Annotated in this window: 17 protein-coding genes; 6 read left to right on the top strand and 11 right to left on the bottom strand. The window is 72.8% G+C overall.

Translation table 11 applies throughout. The features are described 5' to 3' along the window. Positions 1-8 precede the first annotated feature (8 nt). Positions 9-1,040, bottom strand: a complete 1,032-nt coding sequence (locus tag ACZ4N4_RS30040) for an LLM class flavin-dependent oxidoreductase (RefSeq protein WP_453564014.1) — start codon at positions 1,038-1,040, stop codon at positions 9-11. Between the two features lie 237 nt (positions 1,041-1,277). Between ACZ4N4_RS30040 and ACZ4N4_RS30045 the strand changes: the two genes are divergently transcribed. Together ACZ4N4_RS30045 and ACZ4N4_RS30050 are read left to right on the top strand one after the other, a co-directional pair. Further along, positions 1,278-2,267, top strand: coding sequence for a pirin family protein (locus tag ACZ4N4_RS30045; protein ID WP_467594594.1), 990 nt, complete (start codon positions 1,278-1,280; stop codon positions 2,265-2,267). A gap of 148 nt (positions 2,268-2,415) precedes the next feature. After that, positions 2,416-2,883, top strand: a complete 468-nt coding sequence (locus tag ACZ4N4_RS30050) for a MarR family winged helix-turn-helix transcriptional regulator (protein ID WP_453564019.1) — start codon at positions 2,416-2,418, stop codon at positions 2,881-2,883. A 260-nt stretch (positions 2,884-3,143) separates the two neighbouring features. On the opposite strand, the gene ACZ4N4_RS30055 is transcribed toward ACZ4N4_RS30050, so the two are convergent. After that, a complete protein-coding gene (locus tag ACZ4N4_RS30055; RefSeq protein WP_467594597.1) occupies positions 3,144-4,496 on the bottom strand; it encodes a nucleobase:cation symporter-2 family protein in 1,353 nt (450 codons plus the stop codon). 126 nt (positions 4,497-4,622) lie between these two features. After that, positions 4,623-5,972, bottom strand: coding sequence for an FAD-dependent oxidoreductase (locus ACZ4N4_RS30060; protein WP_467594600.1), 1,350 nt, complete (start codon positions 5,970-5,972; stop codon positions 4,623-4,625). A 186-nt stretch (positions 5,973-6,158) separates the two neighbouring features. Here ACZ4N4_RS30060 and ACZ4N4_RS30065 point away from each other — a divergent pair, with 186 nt between their 5' ends. After that, the gene (locus tag ACZ4N4_RS30065) at positions 6,159-6,698 is read left to right on the top strand and encodes a DUF6214 family protein (protein ID WP_467594602.1); all 540 of its coding nucleotides are present in this window, start codon (positions 6,159-6,161) and stop codon (positions 6,696-6,698) included. A gap of 9 nt (positions 6,699-6,707) precedes the next feature. Here ACZ4N4_RS30065 and ACZ4N4_RS30070 read toward each other — a convergent pair whose 3' ends face one another. The 5 genes from ACZ4N4_RS30070 to ACZ4N4_RS30090 form a co-directional block, all read right to left on the bottom strand. Then, complete coding sequence (locus ACZ4N4_RS30070; RefSeq protein ID WP_453564031.1) at positions 6,708-7,364, bottom strand: TetR/AcrR family transcriptional regulator; 657 nt, start codon at positions 7,362-7,364, stop codon at positions 6,708-6,710. A 137-nt stretch (positions 7,365-7,501) separates the two neighbouring features. Continuing rightward, the gene (locus tag ACZ4N4_RS30075) at positions 7,502-8,236 is read right to left on the bottom strand and encodes an HAD family hydrolase (RefSeq protein ID WP_453564033.1); all 735 of its coding nucleotides are present in this window, start codon (positions 8,234-8,236) and stop codon (positions 7,502-7,504) included. A 136-nt stretch (positions 8,237-8,372) separates the two neighbouring features. After that, complete coding sequence (locus tag ACZ4N4_RS30080; RefSeq protein WP_467594605.1) at positions 8,373-9,041, bottom strand: phosphatase PAP2 family protein; 669 nt, start codon at positions 9,039-9,041, stop codon at positions 8,373-8,375. Between the two features lie 56 nt (positions 9,042-9,097). After that, complete coding sequence (locus ACZ4N4_RS30085; RefSeq protein ID WP_467594607.1) at positions 9,098-10,033, bottom strand: M56 family metallopeptidase; 936 nt, start codon at positions 10,031-10,033, stop codon at positions 9,098-9,100. A gap of 95 nt (positions 10,034-10,128) precedes the next feature. After that, entirely contained in the window at positions 10,129-10,674 is a 546-nt protein-coding gene (locus ACZ4N4_RS30090) for a DUF5134 domain-containing protein (protein ID WP_453564042.1), read from the bottom strand. A 200-nt stretch (positions 10,675-10,874) separates the two neighbouring features. Between ACZ4N4_RS30090 and ACZ4N4_RS30095 the strand changes: the two genes are divergently transcribed. Together ACZ4N4_RS30095 and ACZ4N4_RS30100 are read left to right on the top strand one after the other, a co-directional pair. Then, a complete protein-coding gene (locus ACZ4N4_RS30095; RefSeq protein ID WP_467594610.1) occupies positions 10,875-12,530 on the top strand; it encodes an FUSC family protein in 1,656 nt (551 codons plus the stop codon). Beyond that, positions 12,527-13,087 (top strand): MarR family winged helix-turn-helix transcriptional regulator, encoded by a 561-nt coding sequence (locus ACZ4N4_RS30100; RefSeq protein WP_453564048.1) that lies wholly within the window; start codon positions 12,527-12,529, stop codon positions 13,085-13,087. The genes ACZ4N4_RS30095 and ACZ4N4_RS30100 overlap by 4 nt, the downstream gene beginning before the upstream one ends. A 94-nt stretch (positions 13,088-13,181) precedes the next feature. Here ACZ4N4_RS30100 and ACZ4N4_RS30105 read toward each other — a convergent pair whose 3' ends face one another. Next, positions 13,182-13,946 carry a VOC family protein gene (locus tag ACZ4N4_RS30105; protein ID WP_467594612.1) on the bottom strand — a complete coding sequence of 255 codons (765 nt, stop codon included), beginning with the start codon at positions 13,944-13,946 and terminating at the stop codon, positions 13,182-13,184. Between the two features lie 78 nt (positions 13,947-14,024). Next, a complete protein-coding gene (locus ACZ4N4_RS30110) occupies positions 14,025-14,417 on the bottom strand; it encodes a VOC family protein (protein WP_453383471.1) in 393 nt (130 codons plus the stop codon). Positions 14,418-14,555: 138 nt separating this feature from the next. On the opposite strand from ACZ4N4_RS30110, the gene ACZ4N4_RS30115 reads away from it, so the two are divergent. Then, the gene (locus ACZ4N4_RS30115) at positions 14,556-15,095 is read left to right on the top strand and encodes a GNAT family N-acetyltransferase (protein ID WP_453564054.1); all 540 of its coding nucleotides are present in this window, start codon (positions 14,556-14,558) and stop codon (positions 15,093-15,095) included. Between the two features lie 4 nt (positions 15,096-15,099). On the opposite strand, the gene ACZ4N4_RS30120 is transcribed toward ACZ4N4_RS30115, so the two are convergent. Beyond that, a complete protein-coding gene (locus tag ACZ4N4_RS30120; protein ID WP_453564057.1) occupies positions 15,100-15,783 on the bottom strand; it encodes a glycerophosphodiester phosphodiesterase in 684 nt (227 codons plus the stop codon). Between the last annotated feature and the right edge of the window lie 48 nt (positions 15,784-15,831).

Here is a 15,831-nt window from a genome sequence, read left to right on the forward strand (position 1 = left end):
TCCTGGTGTCAGCCCGCGAGGAGGTCGCGGACCATCGGGATGACCTTGGTGCCGTACAGCTCGACGGCGCGCAGACGAGCGCTGATCGGCTGCGCGCCCGTGGTGTAGATGAGGTCGAAACGGCCGACGCCGAGGGCTTTGATCGTGCGGGCCATCTTGCGGGCGACCGTCTCCGGCGACCCGATGTAGAGGGAGCCGCGCTCGATCTCGGCCTCGTACTCCTCCTTGCGGACCGGCGGCCAGCCCCGCAGTGCGCCGATGCGGTCCCGGATGACCTTGTAGTGCCGCCAGTGCGCTTCCTTGGCCTCCTCGTCCGTGTCGGCGATGAAGCCGGGCGAGTGCACGCCGACCGGATGAGCGGTCGTGCCGAACTGCTCGGTGGCGCGCTGGTAGAGGTCGATGTACGGCGTGAAGCGTTCTGGCGCGCCGCCGATGATGGCGATCATCAGCGGGAAACCGTAGCGGGCGGTGCGGATGACCGACTGGGGTGAACCTCCGACACCGACCCAGGTGCTCAGGTGCCCGGACTCGGTCTTGGGGAAGACGTCGGCGTCCTTGAGCGCTGCGCGCTTGGTGCCGCTCCAGGTGACCGGCTTCTCCTCCAGCAGCTTGGCGAAGAGCTCGATCTTCTCCTCGAACAGCACGTCGTAGTCGGCGAGGTCGTAGCCGAAGAGCGGGAACGACTCGGTGAAGGAGCCGCGGCCCAGGATGACCTCGGCCCGGCCGTTCGAGAGCGCGTCCACGGTTGCGAACCGCTGGAACACCCTTACCGGGTCGTCGGAACTCAGCACGGTCACGCCGGAGGACAGGCGGATGCGGCTGGTTCGGGTCGCGATCCCGGCGAGGACGGTCTCCGGGGCCGAGATCGCGAACTCCGGGCGGTGGTGTTCACCGAGGGCGATGACGTCGACGCCGGTCTCCTCCGCGAGTACGGCCTCGTCGAGGACCTGCCGGATGGCGTGAGCGTCGGAGACCGGGGTGCCGGAGTCGTCTTCCGGCACATCGCCGAACGTGTCCAGGCCGAAGACGAGATCGGACATGGGTGGACTCCTTCGTGAGTGGTCGGTTCACCCGCGGGTGACTTCCATCCCCGAGGAATGTACTTGATATGTCAACCAAAGGGGAGGGCGTCGTGTCCGCGGCACGGTGCACGGCGTGTCCCGCCGGCCGGTGCTTGCGGTCGAGCGGGGCGTCGGTCGCAGCCCTGTGTCCCGTCGGGGCCGTGCTCATGGCATGATAGTTGATACGGCAACCAAAGTGTGCGGGAGATGGTCCCCATGAGCAACGTGGAAACCCGGCCTGGGGAAGTGCGGTGCGGTGCCCCGGCCGACGGGAACCGGCCGGCCGGAGCACCCCGGGTCGATGTGCTGTCTGCGCGCGAAGTGCCCCTGGGCGGCCCGCGTGCGCTGCTCGTACGTCGGACGCTGCCTCAGCGGGCCCGGACGCTGATCGGGGCCTGGTGCTTCGCCGACCATTACGGCCCCGTCGATGTGTCCGCCACGGGTGGCATGGACGTCGCCCCGCATCCGCACACCGGACTGCAGACGGTGAGCTGGCTGTTCAGCGGCGAGATCGAGCACCGGGACAGCCTCGGCACCCATGCCCTGATCCGTCCCGGAGAGATGAACCTCATGACCGGCGGTCACGGCATCGCCCACTCGGAGGTCTCCACCCCGGACACCACCGCCCTCCACGGCGTGCAACTGTGGGTGGCGCTGCCCGGGCAGCACCGTGGCGCCGACCGGGACTTCCAGCACCACGTGCCGGAACCCGCGCGTGTCGACGGGGCGGAGATCAGGGTCTTTCTGGGCTCGCTCGCCGGCAGCGCCTCTCCGGTGCGGAGCTTCACCCCGCTCCTCGGGGCAGAGGTCGTTCTCGAACCGCGGGCGACGGTCACCCTCGCCGTGGCGCCTGACTTCGAGCACGGCCTCCTCGTGGACAGCGGGGACGTCCGCTTGATCGACACCGTGATACGGCCGGCCGAACTGGGGTACGTCCCCTGCGGCGCGGACACCCTGACGCTGGTGAACGAGTCGGACGGCCCGGCGCGGACGATCCTGCTCGGAGGACCTCCTTTCGAGGAGGAGATCGTCATGTGGTGGAACTTCATCGGCCGGAGCCATGACGACATCGTCCGGGCCCGAGCGGACTGGGAGGCGGCCTCCGACCGCTTCGGAACCGTCGACGGCTACCCCGGCCGCCGTCTTCCCGCCCCCGCCCTGCCGAACGCCGTCATCACTGCGCGCGGGAATCCGCCACGCCGCTGAAATCCCGGCGCGGCGGTGCCTCCTCAAGGGGGCGCAAGGGGGCCCGTGGGGCGTGATGACACATCAACCAGACGTGAGGTGTCCACCACGGGACGAGGTCGGGACGACAGGGGGTCGGTGAAATGTCAACCACGCTTACACTCGACTCATGGGCGAGAGGGTGCGTTGGTTGACGGCCGACGAGCAGCACGCGTGGCGGAGCTTCCTCCGGCTGAACGACAGGCTGCGGGGCCGGCTGTCGCGTCTGATGTCGACGGAGTCGAATGTGTCGGCCGCGGACTTCGGGGTGCTGGTCGAGCTGACGGACGCACCGGACGGGCGGCGGAGGATCCTGGATCTCGCCCGGGCGCTGGAATGGGAGAAGAGCCGGATGTCCCATCACATCGCCCGCATGGTGAAGCGTGGGCTGGTGGTTCGGGACGAGTGCGCCGAGGACGGCCGCGGCGCCTTCGTGGTGATCACGGAGGAGGGGCGCGCGGCGATCGAGGCGGCCGCGCCGCGGCATGTGGAGGCGGTGCGCGAACTGTTCCTCGACCATGTCACGCCGGCGGAGCTGCGAATGCTGGCTCAGCTCTCCGACCGAGTGGTGGAGAGGCTGGACGAGGACCCGACCTGATCGGGCGGCCCGGGGTGGGCGGCGAGGTGCGAGGGAGTACCCGGGCCTGAGGGGCGTGGGCGCGGTCGGATGCGTTCCCTTGGGGGAGCGTCCCACCGGCGAGTGAACATAAAGATCGAGCTGGGCTGACCTGGCCCGGCAGGCAGGGCGGCCCGTGTGGGATCGACGGGCGCGGGCCGCGCGGCGCTCCCGGCCGACGCCGCGGACGGGCAGGCCGTCCGCGCGGCGGTGGGCGACCGGCCCGGACCCCGGGCGATCTCTTACGCGGCCTCCACCGCCTGCGCGCCCGGATCCGCCTTCGCCGGCAGGTGGTTGAAGAGCAGGTTCAGGACGATCGCCGTCAGACAGCCCGCGCTGATACCGCTGTTCATCACCGTCTGGAACCAGTCGGGGAACTTCTCGTAGACCGTCGGCACCCCCATCGGCAGCACCCCGACCGCCACCGAGACGGCCACCACGGTCAGGTTGTTGTTGCCGTTGAAGTCGACGGTCGAGAGCGTGCGCACGCCGCTCGCCGCGACCGTCCCGAACATCACCAGTCCCGCACCGCCGAGCACCGGCGCCGGTACGGCCGCGACCACCGCGCCCAGCTTGGGCAGCAGGCCGAGCAGCACCAGGATGCCGCCGGCCGCCGCGACCACCCAGCGGCTGCGCACCCGGGTCATACCGACCAGGCCCACGTTCTGCGCGTACGCCGTGTACGGGAACGTGTTGAAGACACCGCCCAGGACGGTCGAGAGACCGTCGGCGCGCAGACCGTCGGAGAGGGAGCGCGGCTCGACCTTCCGGCCGGTCATCTCGCCGACCGCGATCAGGTCACCGGTGGTCTCCGTCATGGTGACCAGGGCCACCACCAGCATGGAGACGATCGCGGACGCCCTGAAGGTGGGCGTGCCGAAGTGGAACGGCGTGCTGATGCCCAGCCAGTCCGCGTCGCCGACCCCGCCGAAGTCCGTGAACCCGAAGGGCACCGCCGCCGCCAGGCCGACCACGATGCCGATCAGGACCGCGATCCGGGCGAGGTAGGCCGGGGCGAACCGCTGGACGCCTATCACCACCGCGAGGACGAAGGCCGCCAGCGCCAGGTTCTTCGGCTCCCCGAAGTCCTTGGCGCCCGCGCCGCCCGCCGCCCAGTTGCCCGCGACCGGCAGCAGCGAGACCCCGATGATCAGGATCACCGTGCCGGTGACCAGCGGCGGGAAGAAGCGCAGCAGCTTTCCGAAGACCGGGGCCAGGAGCATGATCGCCAGGCCCGCGACGATCACCGAGCCGTAGATCGCGGGCAGTCCGCCGCCCGTCGTACCGATGAGGACCATCGGCGACACCGCGGCGAAGGTGCAGCCCTGCATGATCGGCAGCCGGACGCCGAAGCGCCAGAAGCCGACACACTGGATGAGCGTCGCGACCCCGCACACCAGCAGGTCGGCGGTGATGAGGTAAGCCAGGTCGGCGGGCGACAGCTTCATCGCACCGCCCACGATCAGCGGGACGGCGACGGCACCCGCGTACATCGCGAGCACGTGCTGCAGGCCGAAGGCGGCCAGTCGCCGTACGGGTGGGACCTCGTCGACGGGATGGACGGGGGAGGCAGCGGGGGCGGCGGTGGTGGACACGAGGACTCCAGAGCGGCGGCGGGGACGACATCCGGTCAGGACCAGACCGTAAGCGGATTGAACAGTTTGTTGATTTCCGCGGTGTTGCCGCTACGTGTCCTGCCCACCTGGTCGCGGTCGACTCCGCTATGCCCCCGACCGCGCCGCCGTCAGCAGCGTGTCCCAGTCGGCCAGCTTGACCACGCTGCGGCCGAGCCGGGCGCCGAGCGCCGCCTCGGCACGCTCGATCGCCTGCCAGCCCGACCACGCGACCGGCTCGATACCCAGCGCACGCAGCTCCGTGACCGGATCCTCCGGCACCGCCCTGCCGAGCAGTACGGGCGCGTCCGCCAGGAGCGACATCACCGTCTCCTTGGCGTCCGGCCGGTTGGTGCCGATGACGCCGGTCGGGCCGCGTTTGATCCAGCCGGCCACGTAGTCGCCGCCCGGGACTCCGGCAGGGCCGTGCAGGACACGGCCCGCCGTGTGCGGCACGGTGCCGGTCACCGGGTCGAACGGGAGCCCGTCCAGCGGTACCCCGCGATAGCCCACCGATCGCAGCACCAGCTGTGCGTCGACGGTCTCGTACCGCCCGGTGCCCCGCACCCCGCCGTGCCCGTCCGGCTCCGTCCGCTCGAAGCGCACCGCGCTCACCCGCCCGCCGTCCGCGAGCAGTTCGACCGGGCGCAGGAAGAACCGCAGCCAGATACGGCGCTCCGCACCACGGGCACCGGCCGCGCCCCAGCCGCGCAGCACCTCCACGTTGCGGCGCTGCGCGGCCGGCAGCGCGGACGGGTCGGCGAAGCCCGGGTCGAGCGCCAACTCGTCGGGATCCACGCGGGCTTCGGTGTCCGGCAGGGCGCCGAGCTCGCGCAGTTCCTTGGTGGTGAAGCGGGCCTGGGACGGGCCGCGCCGGCCCACCACGTGGACCTCTCTTATCCGGCTCGCCGCCAGCGCGGTGAGCGCCGCCTGCGGCATGTCGGTCGGGCTCAGCTCCGCCACGCCACGGGCCAGCATCCGGGCCACGTCCACCGCGACGTTGCCGACGCCGATGACCACCGCGGAGCGGGCGTCGCGCACGAAACCGGCGTCGATCGCGTCCGGATGCGCGCTGTACCAGGACACGAACTCGGTCGCCGACCAACTGCCCGGCAACTCCTCGCCCGGGATGCCGAGCCGCCGGTCGCCGGCGGCCCCCACGCAGTACACCACCGCGTGGTAAAGCTCGCGAAGCCGATCCACCGGGAGTTCGCCGGGGCCGCCGCCGATCCGGATCCCGCCGAGGAACCGGACCCGTTCGTGTTCGAGGACCGTGCGCAGATTGCCCTGCAGCGACTTGATCTTCTCGTGGTCCGGGGCGACTCCGTACCGCACCAGTCCGTACGGGCACGGCAGCCGGTCCAGGACGTCCACGACCACCGTGGGGTCGAGCTGGACGAGGTTCTGGGCGGTGTAGCACCCGCTCGGCCCGGAGCCGACGACGGCGACACGCAACACGGGGGAACTCCTTGCCCGAGGGGCTGGTGAATCCAGCATCCCACCGGCGTGGCCGCCTCGACAGGGGCCGCTGGGGTGAAGCGGACGCGTGTCCGTTCGCATGGAGTGTGATCATGCGGTTACGTTTCGTGTGTGCTAGAAGCATCCTTTCTTAATCTTTCTGATCGGCGTACGGAGGACGGCACGGTGTCCGTGTCGCCGGCCTGGGAGGTGCAGGAGCACACGGGAGCCACGTCCTGGTTCCAGGTCAGGCTGGCCTTCGGCGACGGCGCACAGGTCGACGCGCTCGCCGTGGTGGCCGGGGGGCGGGTGTCGATCGAGGACGTCAAGGCGCGGCCCGCGCTGTCCCTGGCCGATCTGACGGTGCTGGCCGACTGGATCGAGGAGCCGCTGTTCAGGGCGTGCGGGATGGAGTCGTACGCGGACGAGGAGCCCGCCGGGGAGGACCTCGAAGACGGCGCGGACGGCGCGGACGGCGCGGTGGGTGTGGAGGGCGCGGAAGGTACGGAGGGCGCCATGGGTCCGCGGCGCGCCCGGCCCGCCTGGCCGCGGGGTATCGAGGGGCGGTGGCTGGTCGCCCAGAAGTACCGGGCTGCTCAGGAGGAGGGCGCCGATCCCGTCCTCGCCGTGATGTCGGCGACCGGGCACGGCCGCCGGCGCTCGCTCCGGCTCATCGCCCAGGCGCGCGACGCGGGCTTTCTGACACCGCGTCACGCACGCCGCTGACGCGGCAGGTCACTCGGACCCGGTCCGGTCCTCCGTGGCGAAGAACCGGGACAGGTCCTGCGGCTCCGGCGCGGACCCCGGGGGAACGCCCAGCTCCCAGTCGAGCCCGTAGCGCTCGAACAACTCCGCCCGCAGCACCGGGATCGGCATCGGCACCCCCGGCACCAGCGCCGCGTACACCGCGCCCATCAGCAGGGCGCGCAGCATCGGGTAGTCGGCCGTGACGTCGTGCGAGCCGTACCGGGCGACGGTGTCGCCGAGCAGCTCCGACAGCCGGCGCTGCTCCGGGCACTGCACGAAGCCCTCCGCCTGGAGCAGGCCCGCCATGTGCTGGCGCATCAGCACCGGCCGGTCGCGGGTGAGACCCAGGATGGCGTCGATGGCCCGGGCCAGCCGCTCCCGGCCGTCCTCCGTGTGCGGCTCGCGCTCCAGTCCCTCCTCCAGCGTGCGGTGCATCAGCCGGTGCACGGCGGACTGGACCAGCTGGCGCTTGCCGGGGAAGTAGTACGACACCAGTCCGCGCGCCGACCCGGCCCGGTCGGCGATGGCGCCCAGGGTGGTGGCCTCGAAACCGTGCTCGTCGACCAGCTCGACCGCCGCCTGCAGAAGCCGCTCCCGGGAACGCCTCCGCAACTCTTCATTGACCGAGGCGCTGCGAGGGGACATGCTGGAACTCCTGCGTTGACTGGCTGCCAGCCAACTATAATCGACGCAGCGGGCACCGCTCTGCGCGGGGCCTGTTCAGGGCTGCCGTCCGTCCGGGACGACACGGGGGAGCGTCTCGGGCGGGCGGCGCCAACAGGTCAGGCCTGTGTGGGCGTGGCCGGTCGGCGGGCCACGCCCACCAGGCCCAGCACCGGCAGCAGCGCGTCCGGCCGTTCGGCCACCGGCAGATGGTCCACGAAGTGCACCCGGCAGCCCAGCGCCGCCGCCCCGCCGTCGGCCGGCCTGCTGTCCCCGACCATCAGCGTCTCGGCGGCCGCGGCCCCGAGCGCCTCCAGGGCGACCGTGAAGAGCCGCGGATCCGGCTTCTGCACACCGTGTTCGTACGACAGGACGTAGGCGTCCACGTACGCGTCGAGCCCGTGGGCACGGAAGACCGGGCGCAGGTCCCAGCCGATGTTGCTGACCACACCGACCGCGATCCCCTGCCGGCGCAGCGTCCGCAGCACCTCGGCGGCGTCCGGGTACGGCGTCCAGGCGTCCGGGTCCATGTGCCGCTCGTACAGCGCCTCGTGCAGGGCCGGGTCCGGCAGCGGCACCCGGCGGGACAGCCCGGTGTACGCGGCCCGGTGCTGTTCCGCGCTCTCGTCGCGCACCGCCCACACCCCGGCCAGTTCCGCGGGCAGTTCCAGCGGGTTCGCTCCGCCGGGCTGCGCCCCGGCCGCCTCCAGCGCCCGCGCGGCGGCGGCCAACTCCGAGTCGGCGAGCCGCGCCCCGGACTCCGCTCCGGACTCGGCGAGCACCGCCCGCAGCCAGGATTCGGTGGACTCGATACGGAAGAGGGTCCCGGAGAAGTCGAAGAGCACGGCAGTCATGCGCCGGACATTACCCGGGCCGTTGTCCGGCGCGGGCCGGCGCCTGGGGAGATCGGTTCCGTACTCGGGCCCGCGTCCGGTGCGGCGAGAGTGCGCGAAGGGCGTCGCGAGGCCGACGGGAAAGGTCGGGCAGGCCCTAGTGAGCGCGTCCCCGGCCGTCGCGCTCCCACTCGTACGCCACCACCGCCAGTGCCACCACCAGGGCCCCGAGCAGCCAGCCGCCCAGTACGTCCGAGGGCCAGTGGACGCCGAGCCACACCCGGGTCAGGCCGACGCCGACGACCGAGACACCGGCCGCGACCAGGGCCGTACGCCACAGCGCGCCGCCGGTGCCGCAGCGGTGCAGCAGCCACAGCAGCAGGCCGCAGACCACGGTGACCGTCATGGTGTGCCCGGAGGGGAAGGCCGCGTAGTGGGCGGAGTCGACCGGGTCGGGCCACTGTGGGCGCGGCCGGCCGACGGCGACCTTGAGGGACTGCTGGGCGACGGTGCCGAGCGCGCAGGTCACGGCCAGCCACAGTGCGGTCCACCACGCCGAGTGCCGCCACACCAGCCACACCGCGACCCCCGCGCACAGCAGGCGCATGGTCAGCGGGTCCCAGGCCCAGTCCGTCAGGACGCGCAGTACATGGGTGGTGCCGTGGTCCGCGACGGCCCAGCGATGAGTGGTGCCGGCGATGTCCTCGTCCAGCGCGACCAGCGGAGGCCACTCGCCGGCGACGAGGGCGAGCAGCAGCGCCGAGGAGAGGGCGAGGACGGCGGTCGCGAGAAGCGGGGCGGGACGGTCGCTGGGCGGGGGGCGCATGGCGTGATCTTTGCCGAATCATTGCTCGAAGGGCAATTCCCCTGCCGGATACGGCTTTACCCGAGCGCGCGCAGTCCGGGAACGAGCGCCACCAGCACCGGGATCACGGGAACCAGGGCGGCGGTCGCGGTCAGCCGCAGCCGGTGCCGGGCGGGGAGCCGGTCGGGGGCGGTGAGCAACCGGTCGACGCGCTGCGGGACATGAGCGTGCGGGGCCGGGCCGGGGCCGAACACGCCGCGGTGCTCGTTGAGTTCGACCAGGGCGAGCGCGGTGGTGAGACGGCCGTGACGCCGTGACGCCATGTCGTCCGCGGCCAGTTCGACCAGCCGGTGCATCTCGTCGCGGAACGCGGCGAACACCGGGATCTGCGGGAACCCGCCGGCCAGCGCGGCCGAGCAGTGCAGCAGCCAGTCGTGCCGGGCCTGGGCGTGCCCCTGCTCGTGGGCGAGGACCGCGTCCAGCTGACGCCCCTTCAGCCGGCGCAACGCGGCCGTGGTCACGACGAGTCGGGGCGGGGCGCCGGGCAGCCACCAGGCGTCGGAGCGGTCCCCCTCAAGCACCACGAGGCGGTCGGCGGACCTCTCCTCGCCCGGCAACAGTGGTGCCCGGAGCAGGAGTTCGGCCCGCCGCTGTCGGCGTCGGGCCCTGGCCCCCGCGATCTCCCGCACCAGCATCGCCCCGCTCCACAGTCCGGCGCGGGCCAGCGTCACCGCGGTCGCCGCCGCCCAGGGACCGGTCGCGACGAGCGGATAGGCGTCCGCCACCCCGCTCGGGGCGGTCGCGAACAGCTGTCCCCGTGCCGCCTGCCAGGCCGCCGCCGCGCTCAGCGTCATCGACAGCGCACAGCACAGCAGTACGGCCGCCACCACGCACTGCCAGACCCACAGGGCGACCACCGGCTCCCGGTCCGTCCAGTCGGCCCGGGCGAGCAGCCGGGGACCGGCCACGGCCGTCAGGGTGCCGAGCAGCAGCAGTGCCACGGGGACCATCATGGCCAGCACCCTATGAGCGGGGGACCGCCCAGGGGTACAGCCCATTGCGCCAAAGTGACGCAAGCAACGTGTGCGCCCCGAGTGCCGTCACCGGCTCACAGCCCCAGCAGCATCGCCACCATCCCGATTCCCATCGACAGCCGGCACGCCCGCGCCAGCTCGGGCCGGTCGCCCCATCCGGCCGTCCCGCTCCCGGCCGCCGCCACCGCGACCGGAACCAGACGCGCCCCGGACAGCAGGACGTAGCCGGTGAAGTAGAGGAGCAACAGCCCGGTCACCGCCGGTACTCCGGCACCGCCGTGGTGGTGGGCGCCGGGGGAGGCCGCCATGGCCACCGCCATGTAGGCCATCGCGGCCGTTCCCACGAGGTGGTGCAGATGGTGCATGCTGCCGCGGGCGCTCCACAGGGCACGCAGCGCGGCCGCGCCGAACACCGCCGCGTACAGCGGCCATGCCCAGAGCGGCGGGGTGAAGACGGTCGCGGGCACGGCCATCGCGGCCATGCCGAACCCCATCAGCGCCTCGCCGCCCGCGGCGCGCCGCTGTTCCTCGACGCTGCTGCGCATCCGCAGCAGGCAGTAGGCCCCGGTCGCCGCGCACAGCGCGACCAGCAGCCAGCCGGGCGAAGCCGGTCCGTGCACGCGCACCTCCCCGCTCGACGTCGCGTCGAGGAATGCGATGCCCCGCCCGCACGGCGCGCACGCGAGCGCAGAGATGTACACGGGGAGCACTCGGCGGAGCACAGCAGGTGAGGGCGGCCTGCTCGAGATATGGCCGACGACCGGCCGTGCGGCATGTTCGAGATTGTTTTACGAGTAAAACACATGCTAAATTGATGGATATGAGCACCGCGACCCCGACCACCCGCCGTCTGCCCCTCACCGGTGTGCTGCGCCTCGGCCGGCCCACCGACATCTGGTTCAAACCCGCATTCAGCGTGGTCGCCGCGGTCGCCCCGCCCAACCTGACCCTGCTCGCCCTCGGCCGCCTCGACCTGGCGATGTACATGATGGCCGGCTCGCTGTGCGCCCTCTACGGCCACAACCGCCCCTACCCCGCCCGCGCCCGCACCCTGGCCCGGGTCGTCCTCGGCATGACCTGCGGTCTCGCCGTCGCCCTGCTCGCCGCCTCGCTCACCACGAACGCGGTCGTCCTGGTCACCGTCGGCGCCCTGCTCGCGGCCGCGCAGAAGGCCCTGTGCGACGCCACCCGGGTCGGTCCCCCCGGGAACGTGGTCCTCACCTTCATCAGCTCCGCCTCCCTGTTCGCCCCGGGGACCCTCGGCCAGGTGCCCGGTCACGTCGGACTCGCCCTGCTCGCGGGCGCCTGGGCCTGGCTGGTCGGCATGGCACCCGGGCTGCTGCGCCCGCACGGCCCGGAGCGCCGGGCCACCGCCCACGCCCTGAACGCCACCGCCGCCCATGCCGCCACCTGCGGTACCGGGGCGGACCACGCCCGGACCCGGGCCGCCGCGGCCGCCGCCGTGCAGGCCGCCTGGCAGACCCTGCTCGCCACCGGCGCCCGTACCGACCGCACCCGCCGTGCCCTCGAACACCTCGTCGTCCGCGCCGAGGTCGCCCTCGCCGCGCCCGCCGACGCCGACCCCGGGCGACTGCGCGGCTGGGCCCGCGAACTGCGCGGCACCGGACGTGTCCCGCGGGTGGCCGGCGCCGACGACGAACTCCTCGGCGTCGACACCGAACGCGCCCTGCCGCACCGCCCGCTGTGGCGCCGGCTGGGCCCGCTCGCCCCGCTCGCCGCCCGTACCGCGCTCGGCTGCGCCCTCGCCGGATACGCCTCCCTGGCCCTCGGCGTCGGCCGCCCCTACTGGGCGCTGGTCACCGCCGCCTCCCTGTACCAGGCCAACGTCACCCTCACCTGGAGCCGCGGCGTCCAGCGCGTCGTCGGCAACCTGCTCGGCGTCCTGGTCTTCGCCGCCGTCGTGCCCCTGGCCCATCTGCACCCGGCCGTCCTGGTGCTGAGCTGCCTCGCCTTCAACTTCGGCGCCGAGGCGCTGATCGGCCGCAACTACTGGCTCGGCAGCGTCTGCGTCACCCCGATGGCGCTGCTCATCACCGAGTTCGCCCGTACCCAGGACTCCGGGCAGCTGATCACCGAGCGGGTCCTGGACACCCTGGTCGGCGCGCTCGTCGGCTTCGTCGCCGCCGTCGTGGTCACCAACCGGCGGGCCGGCGACCGCATCGAACACGCCCTGACCGCCGTCGAGCGGGCCCGGGAGGAGGCCGCCCGGCTGCTGGCCGAGCCGCATCCGGCCCCGCGCGCCCTGGGGACCGCCCGGCGCACCCTGTCCGCCGCCCTGGCCGAGCTGAGGGCCACGGCCGACGCCGCGTCCGGCGAGTGGTGGCAGCGCGCACTGCCCGAGGAGCGGGTCGTGCTCGCCGAGCAGTCCGGACACCGTACGCTCGCGGCGACGGTACGACGCCAGGGACCGCACTCCTGGGACGGCACGAGGACTACGGAGGACGTACGGCCATGACGGCGACCAACGGAGGACCGGCGGCCGGCGGCGACGCGGAAGGGGGGACGGGCAGAGACGACACGGTCGCCGGCGTCGTCCGGCAGTGGCAGGCCGTCCACCCCCAGCTGGACACCGGACCCATGGAGGTCATCGGCCGGATCAACCGCTGTGCCGCCCTCCTCCAGCAGGCCGAGGACGCCCCGCTGCGCCGGGCGGGACTCAGCCGCCCCGAGTTCGACCTGCTCGGCGCGTTGCGCCGCACCGGCCACGAACTGACCCCCAGCGAGCTGGCCAAGGAGACCTTCTCCTCCGGCGCCGCCGTCACCAAACGCCTCAAGCAGCTCACCGAGCGCGGCCTCGTCGAGCGGCGCGGCGACGCCCGCGACCGGCGGGTGGCCCACCTCCGCCTCACCGACGCCGGACGGGACCTGGTCGACGGCATCCTGCCCGAGCAACTCGCCTACGAGACGGCCGTGCTGTCCGTCCTCGCCCCCGACGGACAGGGCGAACTGGCCGGTCTGCTGGCCGAGTTGCTGGGGCGACTGGAGGGCCGGGCGGCCGCGTTGCGGGCCTGACCGCGAAACGCGACGGACGGTACGGCGACAGCTGGAGCGCCGGCCGCCGACCGGCTTCCGGCGGGCACCGTACGCGGCACGGGTGATCCCCGGCTCAGTTCTTCTCCTCCGCCCGGAAGACGCCGAACCCCGCACCCCGCGGATCGGCCAGTACGGCGATGCGCGGGCCGTCCGGGACCGTCATCGGTGCCGCCCGCACGGTCGCGCCCGCCGCCACCGCGACCTCGGCCGTGGCGTCCACGTCCTCGACCGCGAAGTACGGCAGCCAGTGCGGCGGCACCTCGGGCGGGAACCGGTCGCCCATGTCGGCCATCCCGCCGAACCGCCGCCCGCCGACGGCGAACTCCGTGTACCACTCGGAGGGCTCCGCGCTCCAGCCGAAGACGGTGGTGTAGAAGCCGCCGGCCCGCCCGGTGTCCCGGGTCGCCAGCTCCACCCAGCCCAGCGCGCCGGGCGCGTTGAGCAGCCCGGCACCGGGGAAGCTCCGGGCCTGCCACAGCTGGAAGGCCGCGCCGGTGGGGTCGAGGGCGACCGCGAAGCGGCCCACGTCGAAGATGTCCATCGGTCCGACCACCACCGTGCCGCCGGCCTCCTCCACCAGCCGCGCGGTCGCGTCCGCCTCGGTCACCGCGAACGACACGTTCCACGCGACCGGTTGGGACTCCTGGTACAGCGGGCTGATGGCCGCGACCGCCGCGTCCCCGAGATGCGCCACGGTGTAGCCGCCGGCCTCCTGCCGGGGATCCGTCTCCGGACGCCAGCCGAACAGCTCCGCGTAGAACCGCTTGGCGCCCTCCAGGTCGTCGGTCCCCAGCTCCGTCCAGCAGGGGCCGCCCGGCACCGGCTTGTCGAACTCCATGGCCACTCCTCCAGGGGGATCTCTCCTCCGAACGCTAGACCCCGCCACCGACAGCGGCCATCGGACACCGGCGCATCGTCAGATCCCCGGGCGGTACCGCATCGGATGGTCGGCCGGCACCTCCACCAGCACGATCCTGATGCCGTCCGGATCCGCGATCCACATCTCGACCAGGCCCCACGGCTCCTTCACCGGCGGACGTACGATCCCGACGCCCTTGGCCACCAGTTCCTCGTGTGCCGCGCCGGCGTCCGCGACCTGCAGCCACAGCTGCACGGCGGGGGAAGCGGGGGCGTCCGCGCGCCCGGAGACCTCCAGGAAGCCGCCGCCCAGGAAGTACACCGTGCCCCGCTCGGGGCCCGTGCCGAACTCGCGGTAGACGGGGAGGCCGAGCTGCTCGCCGTAGAAGGCCCGGGAGCGCTCGGGGTCGGTCGGGTGGACAAGGGTACGACTGCTCAGTACGTGCACCATGCGACCGGAGCGTAGTGCCGGCCGACGCCGGCGCCCCGCATCCGGGGGCCGCCTCGGGGACCACCGGTCCGCCGGCCGCCGAGCGGCGACGTTAGGCTCGTGGCCGGCTCAGCCCGCCCGAGATCGGAGAAACCGCCCATGGAGAACGCCGCCGCCGGACTGACCTTCCGCGACGCCACCGCCGCCGACGTGGACGCGCTGGTCGCGCTGATCGAGTCGGCGTACCGGGGCGACGCCAGCCGGGCCGGCTGGACCACCGAGGCGGACATCCTGGAGGGACAGCGGACCGACCCGGAGGGCGTCCTCGAGGTCGTCAAGGCGTCGGACGGCAAGCTGCTCACGGTCGAGCGGGACGGCCGGGTCGTCGCCTGCTGCCAGCTGGAACACCGCGGCACCCACGCCTACTTCGGCATGTTCGCGGTCAGCCCCGCCCTCCAGGGCGCAGGCCTCGGCAAGGTCGTCATCGCCGAGGCGGAGCGCCGGGCCCGGCAGGACTGGGGCGCCACGGAGATGCACATGACGGTGATCTCCGTGCGCGACGACCTGATCGCCTGGTACGAGCGACGCGGCTACCGCCGTACGGGAAAGATGACGCCCTTCCCGTACGGCGACGAGCGCTTCGGTATCCCGCTCCGCGCCGACCTGCAGTTCGAGCTGCTGGTCAAGCCCCTGGTGTGACGGCTCACGCGGTGAAGCGGGCGGTGCGTTTGATCTCCGGATAGTCGGTCGTCGCGCCGTCCAGCTGGAGGGCGCGCACCAGCCGCAGGTCGTCCTGGGTGTTCACCACCCAGCCGATCACCCTGAGGTCCGCCTTGCGGGCGTGCTCGACGACTTCCAGGGTCAGCCGCCGGATGTTGAGGCAGAGGGTCGCCGCGCCCGCCTCCCTGGCCCGCTCCACCACGTCGGGGCCGTAGCGGCTGGCGATCAGCGCGGTGCGCACGCCCGGCACCAGCCGGCCGATCTCGGCGACGGCCTCGTCGTGGAACGACGACACCTCCACCCGGGACACCAGATCCCGCCGCTGCATCAGCTCGGCCAGCGCGCGGGCCGCCGCCACGTCCTTGATCTCGGCCTGCAGCGGCGCCCGTACCGCGTCCAGGACCTCTTCGAACACCGGCACGCGCTCACCGCGGCCCGCGTCCAGGGTGCGCAGTTCCTCCAGGGTCTTCTCGGCGATCGGGCCGGTGCCGTCGGTCGTGCGGTCGACCTCCGCGTCGTGCATGACGACGAGGGCGCCGTCCTTGCTGAGGTGCAGATCGAGTTCGATCAGGTCGAGGCCGGCCTGCTGGGCGGCGACGAAGGAACGGAGGGTGTTCTCGGGCTCGACGCCCATGACTCCGCGGTGACCGATGGTAAGGAAGTTCAAGATTCAACTCGCTTCCGTCGACGGCGGCGGGGGATGCACGCGCGCGGA

The sequence above is a fragment of the Streptomyces sp. NPDC026538 genome, from assembly GCF_055567535.1.